Source organism: Bradyrhizobium sp. 197, assembly GCF_023073375.1.
In the GTDB taxonomy this organism is placed as follows: domain Bacteria; phylum Pseudomonadota; class Alphaproteobacteria; order Rhizobiales; family Xanthobacteraceae; genus Bradyrhizobium.
Window position 1 is genome coordinate 70,282 of the sequence record NZ_JADPJJ010000102.1, and the last position, 18,169, is coordinate 88,450.

20 protein-coding genes and 3 pseudogenes are annotated in these 18,169 nt (G+C 58.4%); 12 read left to right on the plus strand and 11 right to left on the minus strand.

Features of this window, described 5'->3' with window-relative positions; genetic code table 11:
• Positions 1-350: 350 nt before the first annotated feature.
• The 4 genes and pseudogenes from IVB27_RS24770 (at position 351) to IVB27_RS24785 (ending at position 1,831) form a co-directional block, all read left to right on the plus strand.
• Positions 351-1,094: a hypothetical protein gene (locus tag IVB27_RS24770; RefSeq protein ID WP_247445778.1), complete on the plus strand. Its 744-nt coding sequence runs from the start codon at positions 351-353 to the stop codon at positions 1,092-1,094.
• Positions 1,087-1,341, plus strand: a pseudogene (locus IVB27_RS24775) (IS3 family transposase); the annotation flags it as partial. The gene IVB27_RS24770 and the pseudogene IVB27_RS24775, both read left to right, overlap by 8 nt.
• Positions 1,341-1,603: pseudogene (locus tag IVB27_RS24780) on the plus strand (ATP dependent DNA ligase); the annotation flags it as partial. The pseudogenes IVB27_RS24775 and IVB27_RS24780, both read left to right, overlap by 1 nt.
• Positions 1,604-1,606: 3 nt before the next feature.
• On the plus strand, positions 1,607-1,831 hold the full coding sequence (locus IVB27_RS24785; protein WP_247445779.1) for a hypothetical protein: 225 nt from the start codon (positions 1,607-1,609) through the stop codon (positions 1,829-1,831).
• 141 nt (positions 1,832-1,972) lie between these two features.
• On the opposite strand, the gene IVB27_RS24790 is transcribed toward IVB27_RS24785, so the two are convergent.
• On the minus strand, positions 1,973-3,196 hold the full coding sequence (locus IVB27_RS24790; protein ID WP_247445780.1) for a type II toxin-antitoxin system HipA family toxin: 1,224 nt from the start codon (positions 3,194-3,196) through the stop codon (positions 1,973-1,975).
• A complete protein-coding gene (locus IVB27_RS24795) occupies positions 3,189-3,764 on the minus strand; it encodes a helix-turn-helix domain-containing protein (protein ID WP_247445781.1) in 576 nt (191 codons plus the stop codon). The genes IVB27_RS24790 and IVB27_RS24795 overlap by 8 nt, the downstream gene beginning before the upstream one ends.
• Positions 3,765-4,083: 319 nt before the next feature.
• Between IVB27_RS24795 and IVB27_RS24800 the strand changes: the two genes are divergently transcribed.
• The gene (locus IVB27_RS24800; protein ID WP_247445782.1) at positions 4,084-4,593 is read left to right on the plus strand and encodes a hypothetical protein; all 510 of its coding nucleotides are present in this window, start codon (positions 4,084-4,086) and stop codon (positions 4,591-4,593) included.
• 156 nt (positions 4,594-4,749) lie between these two features.
• Here the strand turns inward: IVB27_RS24800 and IVB27_RS24805 are convergent, their stop codons facing one another.
• The 4 genes from IVB27_RS24805 to IVB27_RS24820 all read right to left on the minus strand — a co-directional run bounded on the left by IVB27_RS24805 (position 4,750) and on the right by IVB27_RS24820 (position 8,019).
• On the minus strand, positions 4,750-5,352 hold the full coding sequence (locus IVB27_RS24805) for an anthranilate synthase component II (protein WP_018457434.1): 603 nt from the start codon (positions 5,350-5,352) through the stop codon (positions 4,750-4,752).
• Positions 5,349-6,743 (minus strand): aminodeoxychorismate synthase component I, encoded by a 1,395-nt coding sequence (pabB, locus tag IVB27_RS24810; RefSeq protein WP_247445783.1) that lies wholly within the window; start codon positions 6,741-6,743, stop codon positions 5,349-5,351. Before pabB ends, IVB27_RS24805 begins: the two co-directional genes overlap by 4 nt.
• 115 nt (positions 6,744-6,858) lie before the next feature.
• Entirely contained in the window at positions 6,859-7,164 is a 306-nt protein-coding gene (locus IVB27_RS24815; RefSeq protein WP_524536502.1) for a Dabb family protein, read from the minus strand.
• 216 nt (positions 7,165-7,380) lie between these two features.
• Entirely contained in the window at positions 7,381-8,019 is a 639-nt protein-coding gene (locus tag IVB27_RS24820) for a GntR family transcriptional regulator (protein WP_247445785.1), read from the minus strand.
• Positions 8,020-8,144: 125 nt separating this feature from the next.
• Here IVB27_RS24820 and bioB point away from each other — a divergent pair, with 125 nt between their 5' ends.
• The 7 genes from bioB (at position 8,145) to IVB27_RS24855 (ending at position 13,939) form a co-directional block, all read left to right on the plus strand.
• On the plus strand, positions 8,145-9,140 hold the full coding sequence (gene bioB / locus IVB27_RS24825; protein WP_247445835.1) for a biotin synthase BioB: 996 nt from the start codon (positions 8,145-8,147) through the stop codon (positions 9,138-9,140).
• A 48-nt stretch (positions 9,141-9,188) separates the two neighbouring features.
• Positions 9,189-9,593, plus strand: a complete 405-nt coding sequence (gene panD / locus IVB27_RS24830) for an aspartate 1-decarboxylase (protein ID WP_247445786.1) — start codon at positions 9,189-9,191, stop codon at positions 9,591-9,593.
• Between the two features lie 27 nt (positions 9,594-9,620).
• The gene (locus IVB27_RS24835) at positions 9,621-10,775 is read left to right on the plus strand and encodes an 8-amino-7-oxononanoate synthase (RefSeq protein ID WP_247445787.1); all 1,155 of its coding nucleotides are present in this window, start codon (positions 9,621-9,623) and stop codon (positions 10,773-10,775) included.
• Complete coding sequence (bioD, locus tag IVB27_RS24840; protein ID WP_247445788.1) at positions 10,772-11,404, plus strand: dethiobiotin synthase; 633 nt, start codon at positions 10,772-10,774, stop codon at positions 11,402-11,404. Before IVB27_RS24835 ends, bioD begins: the two co-directional genes overlap by 4 nt.
• Entirely contained in the window at positions 11,404-12,666 is a 1,263-nt protein-coding gene (bioA, locus tag IVB27_RS24845; protein WP_247445790.1) for an adenosylmethionine--8-amino-7-oxononanoate transaminase, read from the plus strand. The genes bioD and bioA overlap by 1 nt, the downstream gene beginning before the upstream one ends.
• Before the next feature lie 653 nt (positions 12,667-13,319).
• A complete protein-coding gene (locus IVB27_RS24850) occupies positions 13,320-13,514 on the plus strand; it encodes a hypothetical protein (RefSeq protein ID WP_247383929.1) in 195 nt (64 codons plus the stop codon).
• A 59-nt stretch (positions 13,515-13,573) separates the two neighbouring features.
• On the plus strand, positions 13,574-13,939 hold the full coding sequence (locus IVB27_RS24855) for a hypothetical protein (protein ID WP_247445791.1): 366 nt from the start codon (positions 13,574-13,576) through the stop codon (positions 13,937-13,939).
• On the opposite strand, the pseudogene IVB27_RS24860 reads toward IVB27_RS24855, so the two are convergent.
• The 5 genes and pseudogenes from IVB27_RS24860 to IVB27_RS43340 form a co-directional block, all read right to left on the minus strand.
• Positions 13,886-14,044: pseudogene (locus tag IVB27_RS24860) on the minus strand (Lrp/AsnC ligand binding domain-containing protein); the annotation flags it as partial. The gene IVB27_RS24855 and the pseudogene IVB27_RS24860 sit on opposite strands and share 54 nt — an antisense overlap.
• Before the next feature lie 612 nt (positions 14,045-14,656).
• The gene (locus tag IVB27_RS24865) at positions 14,657-15,028 is read right to left on the minus strand and encodes a hypothetical protein (RefSeq protein WP_247445792.1); all 372 of its coding nucleotides are present in this window, start codon (positions 15,026-15,028) and stop codon (positions 14,657-14,659) included.
• Positions 15,025-15,339 carry a hypothetical protein gene (locus IVB27_RS24870; protein ID WP_247445793.1) on the minus strand — a complete coding sequence of 105 codons (315 nt, stop codon included), beginning with the start codon at positions 15,337-15,339 and terminating at the stop codon, positions 15,025-15,027. The genes IVB27_RS24865 and IVB27_RS24870 overlap by 4 nt, the downstream gene beginning before the upstream one ends.
• Positions 15,340-15,594: 255 nt before the next feature.
• Positions 15,595-16,425: an HNH endonuclease gene (locus tag IVB27_RS24875; protein ID WP_247445794.1), complete on the minus strand. Its 831-nt coding sequence runs from the start codon at positions 16,423-16,425 to the stop codon at positions 15,595-15,597.
• Complete coding sequence (locus tag IVB27_RS43340) at positions 16,422-18,131, minus strand: AAA family ATPase (protein ID WP_247445795.1); 1,710 nt, start codon at positions 18,129-18,131, stop codon at positions 16,422-16,424. The genes IVB27_RS24875 and IVB27_RS43340 overlap by 4 nt, the downstream gene beginning before the upstream one ends.
• Between the last annotated feature and the right edge of the window lie 38 nt (positions 18,132-18,169).

Sequence of the window (18,169 nt, forward strand, 5' to 3'; positions counted from 1 at the left end):
CACCAAAGCAAGTCGCTCTTCCACCGCGTCGCGACTTTACGCCTCGTCATTGGCACGATCCCATGACCTGAACGCCAGGGCCGCAAACAGAAGAGCCGACACCGCGAAACGACCAATAAAGGGCGCGGCTGATCAGCCTCTACAGCAGGCTGAGGCTAAGCGGTGCCGTTCGGACGGGCTGGATCCCCTGTTAAGAAAGCTGAACTTATCGCCGCCGTGCGATTCATGACCCCACCTCTAGTCGCCCGCTGCGCAATGGTTCTAATCAATATTGATCTGGCGGGTCATTCGCCGTTAATGATTGATTCAGTTTGCAGCATGATCATTGGGGAGCGACAAGGGATGCGATCATGCGATTGCGCCAGGCGAATACCTTGGAAGAGATCGAGGCGAGGGTCGCTGAAGCCAGCGAAGACCCAATGGCGCGTGTGACGCTGAGCGCGCGGGATTTCTCGAGTGCCAGCCGAGAAGAGGTTCTTGCATTATTGAAAGCAGACGGCGATCGAAAGCGCACCAATTGGCTGGTCGCAGGCGCGGTGATCGCTGGTTTTGCGTTGGGATGGGCTGCCGGTTTTGGTCGGTACGGTCCTATAACATTCGCGTCGCTCAATTCAACCACTCAGACAGAAACGCCTTCGCGTCGAATCGCTGAAACGAAGTCAGGCCGCAGGACCGGAGGCCCGCGAAAGACGGTATCGACTTTGGCTTTGCGAACACCGCCAGGCGTAAGTCAATTCTCCGCAGATGGAGCGAGCATTTCCGCCGAACCTACAGCCACATGGTCCGACAGGGCTCATCAATCCGTCGACGTATCGAGCACCGTTTCTCAGGCCATCGAAGCAGATATGACGGCGACCGGCTCGATAGCGCCCAGCGGACCTCTCATGCCTGCCCCGGAGACAAGACCAGCAACCATTGAGGGTTGGACCGTTCTTGACGTTCGCGGCGGAACGGCGGTTCTCGGAGGGCCCGATGGGGTTCGGATGGCAATGCGCGGCGATACAGTTCCCGGCATCGGGCGAATCGATTCGATCGTGCGTTGGGGCAACCGGTGGATTGTAGCGACAGCTAGTGGATTGATCTCGACTCCGTAAACGGCGCGCAACGCCTGCGGGGGGAGCGGAACCTGTCGTGCATCTGCGAGAGGCATTCGGGATGAACCAACGGCAGGCGTGTAAAGCCATCGGCTGTTGCCGCATGACCGTGAGATACCAGACCACCCGGGCTGACGATACCAGCCTTGGCCAGCGCATGCGGGCGATCGCCCAGGAGCATCGCCGCTTCGGTTATCGGCGGCTGCATGCTTTGCTCAAGCGGGAGGGCTATCTGATTAACCACAAGAATGGGATGGCCTCTTACCTTAGTCGCCGCAAGGGCGAGGACCTGCAAAGTTGATCACGGCTTTTCGCCAGCCGACGCGGAGGAGCTTCAGAAGAAACTCAACCCGCTGATGCGCAAGACACAACCCTACACGAAGCGCATCGCGCATCGAGGCATTTGGGGTGAACCGCAATTGCTGGCGGAGATCGAGTACAGGACCAAGAGCGCCGAAGGAAAAGTGCGGCATCCGTTCTTCAAGGAATTGAGGAAAATTTTGGGATGACTGATGCGTTCGACCAATGGAGAGAATGGGCGGGAAAGCCTCCGGGTGATCGGCGCACGACCCCGGCTGAATCGTACCACGCTGTCATGGACCTTCCGCCCTGAGGATCGGTTTGACCGTGAGAAGGTCAACGAGGCGGCGCTCAAACGACAAGAGTCTGTCTGGATTTACGAGCATGGTCATAAGCGCGCGGGCGATGTGGATTGGATAAAGGTCTTTGCCACCTAGGAGGCCGCAAGCGCATGGCTTGCCGAAAACGATCCTGAAGGCGTGGCTTGGGCCCATCCGATTGAACGGGAGAGACAGATGACCAGCGTGGGGTTGTATGTCAGCGCTGCCGCCCTTCGATCCGGCTAAGTAAGCCACGGCTCAGAGCTCGCTGTAGATCGGGATCGAAGCGGCGTGTGCGTCGACGACTTCGACGACTTTCTTTTCCAGCGGGAGATCGCCCTTGCGTTCGGACCATATCTTCTTGAAGCGCTGGACGATTTCCGCGGCCGTGTCGACGGCCAGCCTTTCCGAGATCTTCGCCTTCGCCGCCAGATGCGTGAGCTCGTCCTTGGAGAATTCAGTCATCTTCTTCGTGCGCGAGTAGTTCAGCGCCATCTTGTCGTCCGCGATGTAGGGTATCGTAGATAGCAAATCGTAGGCGGGCGACAGGACGGGCGTGCGGCGGTCGGGGTAGATCAACGACCAATTCTTCAGATGCATGTCGGCGTTGCCGATCAGCGTGCTGAACACGAGGCGTCGGACAAACTCGGCGACGCCGGCTTCGCCGGTCTCGATGCCGAGCACGCGCGCGATGCTACGGTAGTTGGCCTTGTCGTACTTCTCGTCCGGAAACACGCCGAATACCTGCGCGAAGTCCTCCATGTGGACCGGTCCGTCGGCGGAGCGGTCGAACCGCTTGACGGCGAGCGCACGTCCCTTCAGCTCGCCGATTCCTTCCGGAAGCCCCTTGATCGACTCGACGTCGATCAGTTGGAGCTCGGGCACTTCCATGCCCATCTCCTTCGCCAGGGTCATCATGGAGAATTCGTTTTCGGGCACGCCCGGGTACTGATGGGACGGAAGCTTGACTATCCACGAACCGCCGACGCCCTGGACGGGAATGGTCAGACCGGCGTTTTTGGGATCGTTCTTGAGCGCCGAGAACTTCAGCTGCACGCCCGCGAGCGAGAAGCGCAGCAGGTTCTGCCGCTCGTCCGGTGTGAGATCCTCCTCGACTTGGGAAGGCAACACTTCTCCTTCGGCCGGATGGACTGACAGGGCGCCCGGGAGGTCCCGGCCCAGCATCCAGAGAAGAAAGAATTCGCGCTTTTCCTTCACGCCCGCGCGTTCCGCGAGGTAGCGACGCAGCGCGCCCTCCGGCAGAAGATTGGAGAAGAAGGGCGGAACGACCTGCTGATACGGTTTGAACGAGGTGAGCAGATTTCCGAACGTGTCCTTGAAGGACAGGCTCAATGTTGGGCGTGCGGCGTCGTCGATGTAGTTCTGGTTGAAGGCGAGCAGCGACCGGTCGCCCTGCACGAGCGTGAGGGTCGCTACGGGGTTGTCGTGCAGGCGTACGTCCAGGACCGATACGTCAGGCATCGTCGTCCTCTTCGAGAGCGTAGGCCGGGCGGGGGGCCTCTACGGGATGCGCGATCCGGTTGCGTAGACCTTGCAATACGCCTGCGGAATTTTCCAGCACTGGCTTGGGGATAGGTTCGGCGCGATAGCCTCGCAGTGTATCGACGATGTCTTTGATAAGGTTCAGGTCAGTTTTCGAAAGATGGACCTGCTTCAGAAAGCGCAAGTATTCCCCGATGCGGTCGAGCGCAGCGGAGCTACCGTGGCGCTTCCTTTGTCCGGAAACGATGCGTTCGGCCTTCACGAAGAGGTTTGAGGGTCCTTCCTCAAGGGAGAATTCGTTGAAGTTTGAGCGCAGGATGCCCTCCACCGCGGGAAGCAGCTTCTTGGGCACGAGTACGACCTCGAGGTCGAGTGCCCGGACCATCTGGATGAAGCTGGACAGGCCCGGTTCGACCCGGCCGGTCTCTATCTGGGAGATGTGCGCCTGGGTCAGACCCGATCGGACCGCCAACGCACGCTGGCTTATGCGCTCTTGCGTGCGTTTCGCCTGGACAGTCCGGACAAGCTCTTCGCTCGGATACGACATGACATATAATCCTAATCAAAGGATCGCTTCGATAAGAATGATATATCACGTCCGTGCCTCTAATTTCAAGTTCGATAACTATTCTTATCATCAAGGCTGTCATGATAATAATAATATATCAACAAGTTGGACAACAGGGGCGCGACAACGTAGCTCCATTTCTCGAACGCCATGGTGAGCCGGCTCTGAAGCCCCCACATGTCGGTTCCCGCCCGTCGATCCCACCGGAACACTCACGTTGGGATTTTCGCGCGAAAACCCCGATTGGCGTCCGCGAGCCCCAGCCACACTGCGCCGGGCAGAACACGGAGGTAGAACGATGTACGCCGACACGGAAGGCTATTTCGGGCAGGCAAGCGGGATCCCCTACAGTCGGCTCCACGAGCTTCGGGGTCGAGATATCACGAACTTTCAGGACAAGATCGAGCGTCTTCGCCGCGAGGGAATCCGGCTCTCACCAAAGCTCGAATGGGATGCATTCGTGACGGCCTATACCCTTCACGACGAAGTGCCCCTTCACTCGTACCCGCGTCGCATCATGCCCTTGATGCGGCAGCTCCGGGAGCAGGAGGAGCGAGCACGCGCGAACATTTCGGAGTTCGATCCTTCCACATTCGACAAGAACGCCGCGGCCGAAGAGCTCCAGTTCCGCTTCACCACGAGTGCTTCCCTGATCGGCGATTTGTACCTCGTCTACATTCGGGAGGCGCTCACGGCCCATGAGAAGGAGACCCTGACCGCCGAAGAAAAGTGCAATCTGTATTGCGCCGCGGCCGCTCTGCAGACTCTCGTCGATATCTGGGACGAAGCCCAGCCCATGAGTCGCTGAGCGCCCCCCGCCGGTCGGTGGAAACGAACGTAGCAGCGCGCTGTTCTCCGCAGCGCGGCACCAACCTTCCGGGCTGCGGAGCGCCCTCGCCCTGGCCGCCGCCGCCGGATAATAGCTGGCTTCGCGAGATAGCAGCCCCACTTCCAACCCACGACCTCACGTTGTCGTCTTATGCTGCGAGCGATAAGTCTCTGCGAGTCGCAAGAAGTTTTTAAGCACCACGTGCCCGTCTTGGGTAAGGATCGATTCCGGGTGGAACTGCACACCAAAAGTTGGGTGATAGCGATGTGCGAGGGCCATGATCTCGCCCTCGTCGGAACGCGCTCTCACCGTAAGATTCGGTGCGCATGACTCATCGAGCTCAACAACAAGAGAATGGTAGCGGCCAACGCAAAGTGGCGACGGTAGCTCCCGGAATAGCCCTCGGCCGTCATGCGTTACATACGAGGACCGACCGTGCATAGGGCAACGTGCACGCGCCACCCGTCCGCCGAATACGCTCCCAATACACTGGTGTCCCAGGCAGATGCCGAGAATTGGAACGCGACCCGAAAGTTCACGGACGAGGGCCGTAGATACTCCAGCCTCAATTGGAGTGCACGGACCGGGGGAGATGACCAGTGCGCGCGGCTTGAGGTCAATGAGGTCGCTGACGCTGACCACGTCGTTCCGGAATACTTCCGTTGCTTCACCAAGCTCCTGGAAATAGCGGGCAATGTTGAAGACGAAGGAGTCGTAGTTGTCGATGATGACAATCAAAGCGCACCGGATGTTTCAGCACCAAATGCGTCAAAGATTCGCTGCGCCTTGGCAAGCGTCTCCTCGTATTCTGCCGCCGGGTCCGACATCGCCGTTATACCGCTACCTGCATGAAATACAGCCATATCGTCGTCGATCGTTACAGTGCGGATCGCGATATTCGTATCCATCTGCCCGTTGAAGCCGATGAAACCGATCGCCCCGCAATAGACCTCGCGCGCCACACGCTCGATTTCAGTAATTATCTGCATCGCTCGCACCTTTGGCGCCCCCGTAATGGAGCCACCAGGAAAGCAAGCTCGCAGTAGCGTAACCGCATCTTCGTCTCCCGCGAGTGTACCTTTAACGATTGAGACGAGGTGATGCACTGAGGCATAGGACTCGAGATCGCACAGGGCTGGAACGTGGACTGAATGTGGAGTGCAAACACGTGATAGATCGTTGCGCAGGAGGTCGACGATCATAATGTTCTCGGCACGATCCTTTTCGGACGCAACGAGCACGTTAGCCCGGCGCTGGTCTTCGTTGGAATCAGCCGAACGCGCGATCGTGCCTTTGATCGGTCGTGTTTCGACCTTTGTTCCGTCGAGCTTCAGGAATCGCTCAGGCGAGCTCGATGCGATGGTCAGCTTTCCGTACCGTAGGAGGGCCCCAAAGGGTGCCGGGTTCAATGACCGCAGTTGACGATAGAAGGTGAGCGGATCGAATATAGTCGACAGCCTGGCCGTGAAGCGCTGCGCAATGTTGGCTTGGAAGAGGTCTCCGGCCAGAATCAAGTCGATGACGCGCTGTACCGCCGTAATGTATGCTTCTCGGCTGAAGTTTGAATTCCATGCACCCGCTGTGCCGGGGAGCACGATCCGCGGCGACTTTGGGTTGGCAAGCAGGGCTGCGAACTCATCGGCTCGACGACGTGCGCGCTCGCCGCGACGTGCGGGATCCTGCTCCGGCCATCCGGTCGAGACGATCCAGCATCTGTTGTTCCGGTGGTCGTAGCTGACGACCACGTCGTAAAGATGCAGAATGGAATGGGGTAAACGCTGACCGGGAATTGCCGGCGCCGGCAATCGCTCCAGCGTCCTGTTCAAATCGTAAGCGAAGAAGCCAGCCGCGCCTGCCTGAAATGGCGGGAGATCGGGACGATGCTCTTGCGGATAGTTGGCGAGAAGAGTGCGAAGAACTTCCCATGGATCGCCATCGATATCTTCGCCGTCGCAACTCGCCCGTCCACCCGCGACTATGTAGGTGCTGAATGGATCGCAGGTCACATATGAGTAACGCCCGAGCAACTCATGCATTGCTGCGCTATCGAGAAACGAGAGGTGCGGTCGATGCGCGAGACATTGCACCGCTTTGATAGGCTCAATCCACTGTAGTTCACGGACGTGCATCGCCTATGAGTCACCGCTGACTGGCGTGCTGTTAGACACGCTTCGATTATGATCCCGACCACAACGCGAGCGACGCTGGTCGGAGCGCCGCAAGCTCTCGAGATTGACTGTCAGACTAAGCCCCGTCGGGGGATACGACGCGCGGGCTAAGTTGGACTCCGCCTGCCGCTGAGACGAAACGCGCATCTGTTGATACGTCATAGTCGGCCGCGAGGCGCAGCTCGCGCAGCGGTCGTGCTCGCCTGATCGATTCCTGGTAGAGCTCATGCGCTTTGTAGGCTGCGAGTTCCGTCTCGTTGTCGAACTCACCGTAGACTACGACGTCGATATCGTTGCCGAACTGGTCGGCCTTGCGATTGAGAGCAATCTCGAGCCGCCGGGCATGCGAGATCCTGGTGAGAAGCGATAGGCCTTCGATCATTTGGTCGATGTGGGCCTTATCTTTGGCCGTAAACAAGACAATGTGACGGATCATGGATGGCCATAGGTTAAAATCGCGAGCAGGTCGCATAGCTATCTTGGAATCGAGCCCGCTGCAACGCTAGCGCCTCATGCCGCCTCGCGCGGCAAACAGACAGGGTTTGACACTCTTGCGATGGCCTGCGGTCTGAAGCGGAGCCCGCCAATCTCATTCTAGTCAGGACGCGGGAAGGGCAAGGCGCTCAATCGTTTGAATGTGGCGTGAGAGCAGGTTGCAGGCTTGATCGACGTTGCGCGCTCGCAGTGCCTGCAGAATCAAGCGGTGATCCTGATTGGATCGCGGTCGCCCCCCAGCATTGCGCGCCATCGCGAACACCAATCGCGAATTTGCAAGCTGTAGTCCGTCGAGACTGGCGAGCAGGCGCGGCATCGCGCACGGCGCCACCAGCGCCTGGTGAAAGGCGCGGTTGGCCATCTCAAAATCCTGAATCGTCTGGGCATTGTCTCCTTCAATCAGGGCAAGCTCAATTCGTGCCAAATGGTTGGATGTGAACTTTGGCGCCGCATTGCGCAATGCGACCACTTCGAGCGCGGCACGCATCTCGGCGATCTCTTTCACTGAAGTGGTATCAAGCGGGGCAACCCGAACGCCGCGACGGGGCACAGCGACGACAAGATGTTGCGCCTCCAATTGCCGAAAAGCCTCGCGTACCGGGACGTGGCTCGAGTTGAACTCCCGCGCGACATGATCCTGCCGCAGCGGGGCATCTGGCTGGATGGCGCCGCTGATGATGCGCTCTCCGATTGACTCGGCAATGCGCCAGGCAACGGTCGTACTCTCGGTGTCGGTCATCATAGATTATCTATCGAAAAAACGGGTGCGTTCGCAAGCGGTGTGGATTAGCATCAAGCGAAGGTCAAAGATCATAGATAATCGCCCGTATTATCTATGATCAATCATTGATGGGAACGCAAGTCTTAATGATTGCCTCTGGGAGAGTAGAACGGAACGACAGTGGAAACGGCGCACAGCTCCGCAGTAACTGGGAGCGCGCCGAGGCCCAAGCGCTCTACAGCCTGCCGTTTGCCGACCTGATGTTTCAGGCGCAGAGCGTTCACCGCGACAACTTCGATCCAAACCACGTCGAAACCGCAAGCCTGCTCAGCATCAAGACCGGCGGCTGTCCGGAAGATTGCGGCTACTGCTCACAGAGCGCGCATTACCAGACCGGTCTGAAAGCGACCCGCCTGATGGATTGCGCCGATGTGGTCGCCAGCGCACAGCGCGCCAAAGATGCCGGCGCGAGCCGCTTCTGCATGGCCGCGGCCTGGCGCAGTCCAAAAGACCGCGATCTCGATCAGGTCTGCTATATGGTTAGCGCGGTCAAAGGTCTTGGAATGGAAACCTGCGTCACGCTCGGCATGCTGACCCCGAACCAGGCCATACAGCTCTTTGAGGCTGGACTCGACTTCTACAATCACAACGTCGACACCTCGCCGGAGTTCTACGGCAAGATCATCGGCACCCGTACTTTGCAGGATCGCATCGACACACTCGCACATGTTCGAGAGGCCGGCATCAAGGTGTGCAGCGGCGGCATTATCGGCATGGGCGAGCGCGTCGAGGACCGCCTTGGCATGCTCGTGCTGCTCGCCAATCTCCCCAGCCATCCGGAGAGCGTTCCGATCAACATGTGGAACGAGGTCGAGGGCGTGCCCGTCAACGACACCGCGGAGCGTCCCGAACCCTTTGCGCTGGTCCGCCTGGTGGCGACCGCTCGGATCATGATGCCGAAGAGCGTCGTCCGGTTGTCCGCTGGACGGCAGTATATGACCGATGAACTGCAGGCGCTGTGCTTTTTTGCCGGCGCGAATTCAATCTTCATCGGCGACACGCTCTTGACCACCAAGAACCCGCAGCGCGATCGCGACGCAAACTTGCTGGACCGGCTCGGCATCGCGTCCAGCCTGGCCTGAATCAATCAGAGCAGCGCGCGCCGCGCGGAACTCCAGCTTGGGCGAGAAATGCAGATTACGTTGATGAAAGGCAAAATCCATCGCGCCTCAGTCACCGAAGCCGACCTGCACTATGAAGGTTCGATTTCGATTGACCGTGCGCTGCTGAATGCTGCGGGATTCTTGATCAACGAACGCGTTGAAATCTACAACATCGACACTGGAGCGCGGTTTGCCACCTATGTGATCGAAGCGCCTACAGGATCAGGCATCATAGGTCTGAATGGTGCGGCTGCGCGACTCGCGATGCCAGGAGACAAAGTTATTATCGTTGCATATGCCTCCTTTGACGAAGCCGAAGCAAACAATTTCAAGCCGCACGTTGTGCTGGTCGACCGAGAAAATCGCATCTTGCCAGAAGCCAAGGGCCCGAAACTGAAGCCTTGTTCTTCGCCGCCATCAGACCCTTTGTAAGATCGATCGCTACTGTCCGAGTGAAGAATGAATCCAATCCATGCGACCAAAGTTGCCGATTATGTCGTAGCCTTGCACGCCCTGAAAGAAGACGACCGGCTGCGCGGCCTCAAGCCGCGTGCGGGGATCGATTTCGCGTCGAACGACTATCTCGCGCTGGCGAGCGCACCGCGCATGAAAACGGCTGTCTTGGACGCGCTCGAGGCCGGTACACCGATCGGTGCCGGCGGCTCGCGGCTTTTGCGCGGCAATTGCGATGAGCACGAACGTCTCGAAGCAGACGCTGCAAGTTTCTTTGGGGCGGAGACAGCGCTTTTCTTTGGCGGCGGTTATGTCGCAAATTTCGCTGTCCTGACAACGCTGCCGCAGCGGGGCGATTTGCTCGTTCTTGATGCTCTGGTGCACGCGAGTATTCATGAAGGCGCGCGAGCTGGCCGGGCCGACTTTCGGACAAGCGCGCATAACGATCCGGAGTCGGTCGAAAGCGCGATTCGTGACTGGCGGGCCGGTGGCGGAATGGGCCGGATCTGGATCGTGGTCGAAAGTCTCTACAGCATGGACGGCGACTTTGCGCCTCTCAAAGATATGGTCGCGCTCGCCGACCGGCATGATGCGTTCCTGATGGTGGATGAGGCCCACGCAACAGGCGTTTACGGCGAGCAGGGACGAGGACTCACCGCGCCCTATGAGGGACGCGAAAATCTGCTGGTCGTTCATACCTGCGGCAAGGCGCTGGGCGCGGCCGGCGCGCTCGTCACTGCGTCCGGCGTGCTGCGAGACTTTATGGTCAATCGTTGCCGTCCATTCATCTTCGCGACCGCACCATCGCCGCTGATGGCTGTCGCCGTGAGGGAGGCGATTCTGATCCTGCAGCAAGAACCCGATCGACAGCAGCGTCTCACCAAGCTGGTCGCGTTCTCGCATCGGGAGATGAGAGAGCGCGGCTGGAAAAGTCCTTCGGATTCGCAGATCGTACCATGCATCGTAGGCGACAATGCGCGCACGATGCGGCTCGCCTCTGCATTGCAGGCTCGCGGGTTCGATATCCGCGGAATCCGGCCGCCAACCGTCCCGACGGGCACGGCCCGGTTGCGAGTTTCACTGACGCTTAACGTGGAGGAGGACGACGTGCGTGCAATGCTCGATGCCTTGATCGAGGAGACGAAAGGCGAGCTTCAATGAGTGTCAAAATCGTCGTGACGGGCACAGGTACCGGAATTGGAAAGACGGTGTTTTCCGCGGGGCTCGCCAATCTCCTCGGAGCGGACTATTGGAAGCCGATTCAGGCTGGTCTCGAGGGAGAAACCGATACCGAGGTCGTCTCTTGTCTTGGCGGCCTCTCGGCCGATCGCATCCTGCCGGAACGCTACCGCCTTCGGACCCCCGCTTCTCCCCATCATTCTGCCGAACTTGACGGAGTTCGCATCGACGCGGATTTGCTCGATGTGCCCGATACCGGGGAGCGGCCTTTGGTGATCGAGGGCGCGGGCGGGCTGATGGTGCCGCTGAGCGGCGACACACTCTACATTGATGTCTTCGAGCGATGGCGGCTTCCAGTGGTGCTTTGCGCAAGCACAGCGCTGGGCACCATCAATCACTCGCTGCTGTCGATAGAGGCTCTCCGAAAACGCGAAATCCGCATTCTTGGGATGGCCTTCATTGGCGAAAGAAATGCTGAGACTCAGGTTGCAATTCGCGAGATGGGGCGGGTGCGCTGGCTAGGGCGATTGCCATGGCTTTCTCCCCTCACGGCAGACACGCTGCAGGCCGCATTCCAAGCCTCATTCCGTGCTGATGATTTCAATCCGTGATGCCGAAGACAAAGTCGCCGATCTGGCATCCGTTCACGCAACACGCGCTTCAAGGCGAAATGACAAAGGTTGTGCGTGCTGATGGTGCTTATCTCCACACCGCAGATGGACGCCGTATTATCGATGCAATCTCATCTTGGTGGGTCGTAACGCATGGTCATTGCCATCCCCACATTGTAAGCGCCATTCAGGAACAAGCCGGTAAGCTCAATCAGATCATCTTTGCCGGCTATACCCACGATCCGGCTGAAGAGCTTGCTGCGCAACTGTTGAAAGTCGCACCCCGTGGTCTCGACTATGTCTTCTTCTCCGACAGCGGCTCTACCAGTGTCGAAGTCGCCTTGAAGATGGCACTCGGGTATTGGCATAATATCGGTCAGCAGCGAAGACGCATTGTCGTAATGCAACACTCCTACCACGGCGATACGGTTGGGGCGATGTCCGTTGGTGCCAGAGGCGTGTTTAACGCGGCGTACGGTCCGCTGCTGTTCGATGTTACCTCGATCCCGTTCCCTGCGAGAGGTCGTGAGCAGGCGACACTCGTTGCGCTCGAGTCGGCATGCCGAAACGAGATGCCAGCCGCCTTTCTTGTGGAGCCTCTGATATTGGGGGCGGGCGGGATGCTGATGTACCCAGCCTGGGTGCTAACAGCGATGAAGCGGATCTGCGAGGCGTCGGACGTCCTGTTCATTGCCGACGAGGTCATGACGGGCTGGGGCCGCACCGGATCGCTATTTGCTTGCGAGCAGGGCAATGTCACGCCCGATATCGCTTGCTATTCGAAAGGTCTCACGGGAGGGGCGCTCCCACTCGCGGTTACGCTCTGCCGTGCGGACATTTTCGACGCGCATTATTCGAAAGATCGTATGCGTACGTTCTATCATTCGAGTTCATATACGGCGAATCCCGTAGCCTGTGCCGCTGCAAAAGCGAACCTGGATCTTTGGTGGTATCAGGACTCCCGCGAGCGCGCCACTTCGCTCGCCGCCATGCAAGAGCGGGCAATTGAGCCATTCCGCGCCGACGCGCGCTTTGAAAACGTTCGTCGTTCCGGGACCATCACAGCGCTTGATTTGAAAACGAGCGATGGCGGCTATTTGGCGGACATCGGTCCGAAGCTTCAGGCTTTCTTTAACGACCGAAATCTGCTGCTGCGCCCGCTCGGCAATACCATCTACGTGATGCCGCCCTATTGCGTCACCGCGGTAGATCTCGACGAAATCTACGCTGGCATCAGCGATGCTGCCGATGCGCTGGCTTGAAGGCGCGCTTTTCGAGTTCGGACTCGCGCTCCTCCTCGGTAGCGATTCTGATCATCTCAGAAAGAAGGCTGAAAGACGGCCTCCCGTACAAAGCACCCTTGCGTTAATGAAGTCCGTGACTTCCTGGGAAGTTGACCAATGAAGCTTGGGCGTGATGGACCATGTCGGTGGCGCAAGCCGGCTTGATGGCTTGCAGTTCCTGATGTCAGTCCGCATCAGATTTTCGATCTTGCCGCCGCCGCGGACGCTCCCAGCACGATCACGAAGCAGGACCAGTGCTGACCGCAGGTCGCCAATAGCAGAGGCGTTGAAATCCACCGAAGAAGCCGGAGATCCAACAGGATTTGAGCGCGATAACGGGACGTGTTGCATTGATGGATTGTCCGAAGTGCTCCAATATGAAGCTGAAACGACGCAAATGTGAAGCCGAGACAACGCTCTCATGTGACCGAGACTAGTTGCGTACAATGTCTGGGGAGCAAAGGCGCAAGATCTGGCAAAGTCAGCGTGCCCCAGCCAGAACATGGGGCAACGCCGCTGGGAGATATGATGTTGGACCGTGACGGTGACTTGATCTTTCAACTTCTGCTTTACCTTAGTCTAGTGCTTATTGTTGCGTCTCTGATGGGCTTAAGCGCGATGGGGATTGCAGCATGGTCGAGCGAATGACCGTCAGCAAGTATCAGTTCGCGTGCGAGCTGCGGCAGTTGATCGAGAAGCACATCGGCCCGTCGAGCACGTTCGAAGACTACGTCCTCATAATCGGGGAGCTGGAAGGGGCGAAGAACAGGCTGGAGCTGGAGTCCGAGAAGTTCTCGGACGAGGAGGTTGACGCCTGCGAATTATAGCGAGCGCTTCGCACTGCGCAGATCTGGTAGGCGGAGGATAGTCCCGCAGGATATGTCGATTGAGCAATTTGCGCCAGCAGCTCATCCTTCGGCATGAGATGCTGAGCATTCTAAGCCCGGTCGACTGGCCGCGAGCAATTATGATCGGGGTGAAGTGGCGGCGCTGCGCCGGCGGCGCCTCAGAACTGACCTATCACGCGGCTGAATGCCGGGTGCACTCGGCTCTTCAGCTTAATTCAGTGTTCGCACCGGCTGCCCTTGTAGGCGCACTTCCGGCGCTTGGAGATCAAGTCCTCGATTCCTATCCGGCAGGCCGCCCAAAACAGATCTGGCGCGACGTCACGAAGATGCCTTCGGACCGACCGCGCGGAGAAGCGCCGCGTGAACTGCTCGTAGTCTTCCATGCCATTTGCGGTGCCGTATAGGACAAAGTCAGCGTCGCCTCTGACTTAAGATCCAAACACGACTTTAGCTGACGATTTGAGGACCTTCTTGAACTTATCGATTATATCCGAACGCTCCCGCTCCAGGTGACCAGGCCGCGATTTCCATCACCAAAGCGCTCTTCTGGAGGACGGGCAGAGGCTTCACCTCACCCTGGCGAGAGCGCAGTCACGATCCTCTTTCCCTGGCGATCGTAATCAACCTCTGCGCTATGATGACGCGTTGAAGGGATCGGATTCTTGGGCCCTCCCAAGTTCGGATGTGATCCCTGGTTCCCACCCAAAGTGAACGTGACTCAGGGGACGAACTCTTCGTGGTTGAGCTGCATCGGATGGAATCGAACCACCCTTGATCGACGGTTCACGGCCCGATCGATAGGAACGCGCGGGCAATTCATTTTGGTGAGCATCTTAGCGCGACTCTTTCCAGAATACCTTATGGGCGTCCCGGCGGGTCATACGCGGATTTCCGTCCATACAACGACCGAGATTGGGACATTCGGACTCAAGCCCTGTGGCGCGGCTGGGCTTTCTCTGAGAATCGCTCCGTCCGTCGTCGGGTCGCTTGGATCGGCTTTGGGATGCAGCGGCGGTGTGCGTAGCCGCCGAGGACGACAACACGCGGCCCGATCTGTCCGCAATGAATGCACCGCCTCAACTTGTGGCGCCAGGGATCTCTCGGTGCCATTGGCGCGGATCCTAGGGGGTTTCGCGCGGACGGCGGCGAACGGTCTCGCCGCCGTCCGGAAGCCTGATTGTCTGCATGGTCGGTCCCTCGATATTTTCCAATTGAAGGTTGCTCTCGCCGGCACGCCGCGCCTTGAGGTCGAGCGCGTGCTCGGCCAATATCCGCGAGCCGCCGCGCCTCGCCCGCGCCTCGGCCTCCTCAACGATGCCTTGCTCGATCGCTTGCTGGGCCAGGGTTGGCATGGTCGCGCCTCCTTGGTTTTCAGTCGGCGTCGCGGCTGAGGCGACCTCGGGGGTGATCGCAGAGCTCGAGGAATTGACCGCGAGCAGCTCCCGCAGGCGCTCCATGCGGGCGATCTGGAAAGGATAGGCGGGCTTGATCATCGGGGCAGGTCTCTCTGATCGAATGAGAGGACGCCGACAATGAAGATGACGACGAGCGTGCACGCGAGGAGTTTTATCAGCGGTCTGGGCTGGTCGTTGTCCGCAGAACCCCAGTCCGCGCCATAGATGCGTGCCATCTGGCGATGGGCGCTGCTGACAAAGGCGCGCTCGATGGAGCGTGCGGCAATGAATGAAGCGACCAGTGCGAGGACGCAGGCTAGATAGTCATCCATAAAACCCCACAAAAAGTTGCTGCCGGCGACCGTGGTGAAAGAGAGTGCCGCGACAGCATTGCGAAAATTCTCAACCACGATGTTCCCTTCAGGCCCTAATTGGCGGAGGGATGATAGCCATGCAACCATGGCGATCAGCGGCGTTTATAGCCGTCATTCGCCGCTTTTCTGCTTGGTCGGTTTCGGTGCGTCCGGTTCTCTCGAGAGTTCAGATCGCGCTTCCAGTGGCATGTCCGGGTGATGGAGCTCATCCGGTAAAAGCGGCACCAACCGGCAAGCAGCCGAGCGTCCCGTTATGCCCCCGCGAACACAGGTATGGGTCCCCTGAACGGTTCAGAGAGCCAACCTGGTAAGTGTCGTCGCTTTTGCCGCAACGAATGCCTGCGCCGGCAAGTCCTCCAGGAGTCCGCGGTGGAACGCAGCTAACCAGGCGTTTCGTCCTGTGGTGATATAATGATAGCTCACGAGCTTGATGAGCTCTGCATGGATATCTGCGACCGAAATGGGACCAGCCGTGGGTCCCATGGTGCGCATATATTGTGGTAGCGTCGCCCAAGCGTTCGTACAGGCGCGTTGAAACTGCTCACCGAGCACATACTTCAAATGAAAAGCGATACGCTTTTGCACGGACGGCGGATGGTGAGAGCTGGGAATAGCTTCAAATCGCGCCGCCGGATACGGTTGGATGATCCGTATCTCCCAGAGGTCGGAGTTGGCCAGCGTGTCGAAATAAGGATGGATGAGCCACTCCTCCGGGCTTTCACCTTTATAGGTACTGCCCTTGACCGATGAGTTGCAGCTCGTGCAGGCCGGAACCAGGTTCGCCGCCATGACCGAAAACTCTGGAAACGTTTCCTTTGGCAGAAAGTGGTCAAGGGTGCCCGTCACCGAAGAGCCACACATCGGACAGCTCGCGACTTGTTGGCTACGCAGGTTCTTGAAACGAGTCACACTCTTTCGAGTCTCGTAAAGCTTCTGCTGAACCGTGCCCAGCGCCGCTGGGAATTTTGAGCCAACGATCGACCAGGGATTGCCGCCATGCACTCGATAGGCGTGATAACACGACGCCCACAGGCCAAGGTAACTACTCCAGGCGGGCTCCGCACAGATCTTGTTGAGGTAAGCATCGTCCTCCGCAGACGATGGAGCGGTTAGCGCAATCATTGCTGTCGCATGCGAAGGAGGTGCGCCACATAGGAGAGCGTTTCTGGATTCAACCTCTCGCCGTGATCTTGAACGATGCGCTCGATCGTCACTTCGGAACCGAGACGATTGACCCAATCTACCAGCAAGTCCTGGTAGCCGTGGGACATGTCGCTATCGCCGAATACAAATTGGGAGATGCTGTCAATGCTAGCTCCGAACGTTTGGAGCCTAGGTTGATTGATCGAAATCACTCTCTCATTAAGCGATAATATTCGCACTCGCTGCCGAGGGACTTCCCTTACAACATAAGCAGAATGTGTCACGATAATTGCCACGGATCTCGTCGCAGCCAGCAGCGTGTGCAGGATCGACATGAAGTCCGAAACATAATTCGGGTGTAGGTGCGTTTCCGGTTCGTCAAACAGCAGCATACTGCCTTGTTCGATCGACCCGACGGCCTGGGCCGCAAACCTCAGCATCGCTTGCTCTCCGCTGCTGAGTGTGCGGGGCGCTTCGCCTAGGCCGAATGTCACCGGCGACCTGGACCAGTCGACCATGCGAACCAACTGCAACTGGCGCTGCTCGTTCAGCGATCTGAACAGGGGAAAATAGGCTCTACCCTGCCAGGTTCTCACATCGAACAGATCGTGAGGCTCCGATTGATCCCTGAGAGGCAGGTGGATCGTTTTTGAAAAGGACAGGGGGGCTAGTGACCTTTCCAGCATGTTCAGCCGGCTCGGTCCGCTAAATGGCATACCTTGAGTGAAAGGCTCAAACTGCCTATGATCGCGCAGGCAATCGATCAATGCGCCGGTCGATGCATCGGCTTCAGTGTCCGTATTGGCGATCATCGAAAAATACTGATAGTCGACGCCATCCCAAGGCGGAATCGATCGTGGGTAGGAGTCCGACGCCACAGATGAAAAGACCATCAACCGGCTGAACGTCGGGGCGGTTTCGAAAACAGTCGAGACTACCGGCTCACCGACTTGGGGAGATCGTTGCGAACGGATGAGGCTTAGCAATAGCTGGGTCTTGCCGGTTCCGTTTCGTCCAATTAGGACCGCGACACGATCACGATTAAGTTCGTCCGGTCGGAAGTCGAAATCGATGTCATAAGGATTGTCGGCCGCAAGCAGGTTCGTCGCCATATGGAAGCTTGTCGCCGCATCAGCGACGGGAGCTTGCAGTTCGGGCCGCAAATAGCGACGGCCATGACGGAACGCGACATAGTTGGAGCTGGCCCTTAGTGCGCCCAGGTGAAATTGGTCTGTGTCGAAAAGCGGCAGACGTGTGGTATCCATGCCCTCTGTCCGAAGAACGACCGCGTCACCTAGCAATCGCAGTGACGTTATGGCGCGCGCGAAGCCAAGCAGTTGAATCAGCGAGCCGTAAGACTCGACGTTATCGAGAATGCCAACGTAGCTCGCATTCGCAAGCTCGATTGGCACCCAAGGCTGGTGAAGAAGGAGTTGGTTGAAGAAGCCATCAGTTCGACCGAACCCTGAGACCATAAGATGCATATCGAACGGGATGGGCTGTTGTTGCGGGAGCAGCACCAGCAGACGTGCGGTGAAATAGTAGGTGAAATCATTCCAGGTACTGTATTGGGGTATCACCGCGACGGCAGGTCGTGCGATCGGGGCAAGCGCTGCCGCATTCGCGTCGCGCGCAAAGATAACGGGAACCGGGGAGTTTGCGGGAATGGGCTCTGCGGTGCTCACGATGCGCTGAACTATACGGAATCGAGAATCGGGTGGCA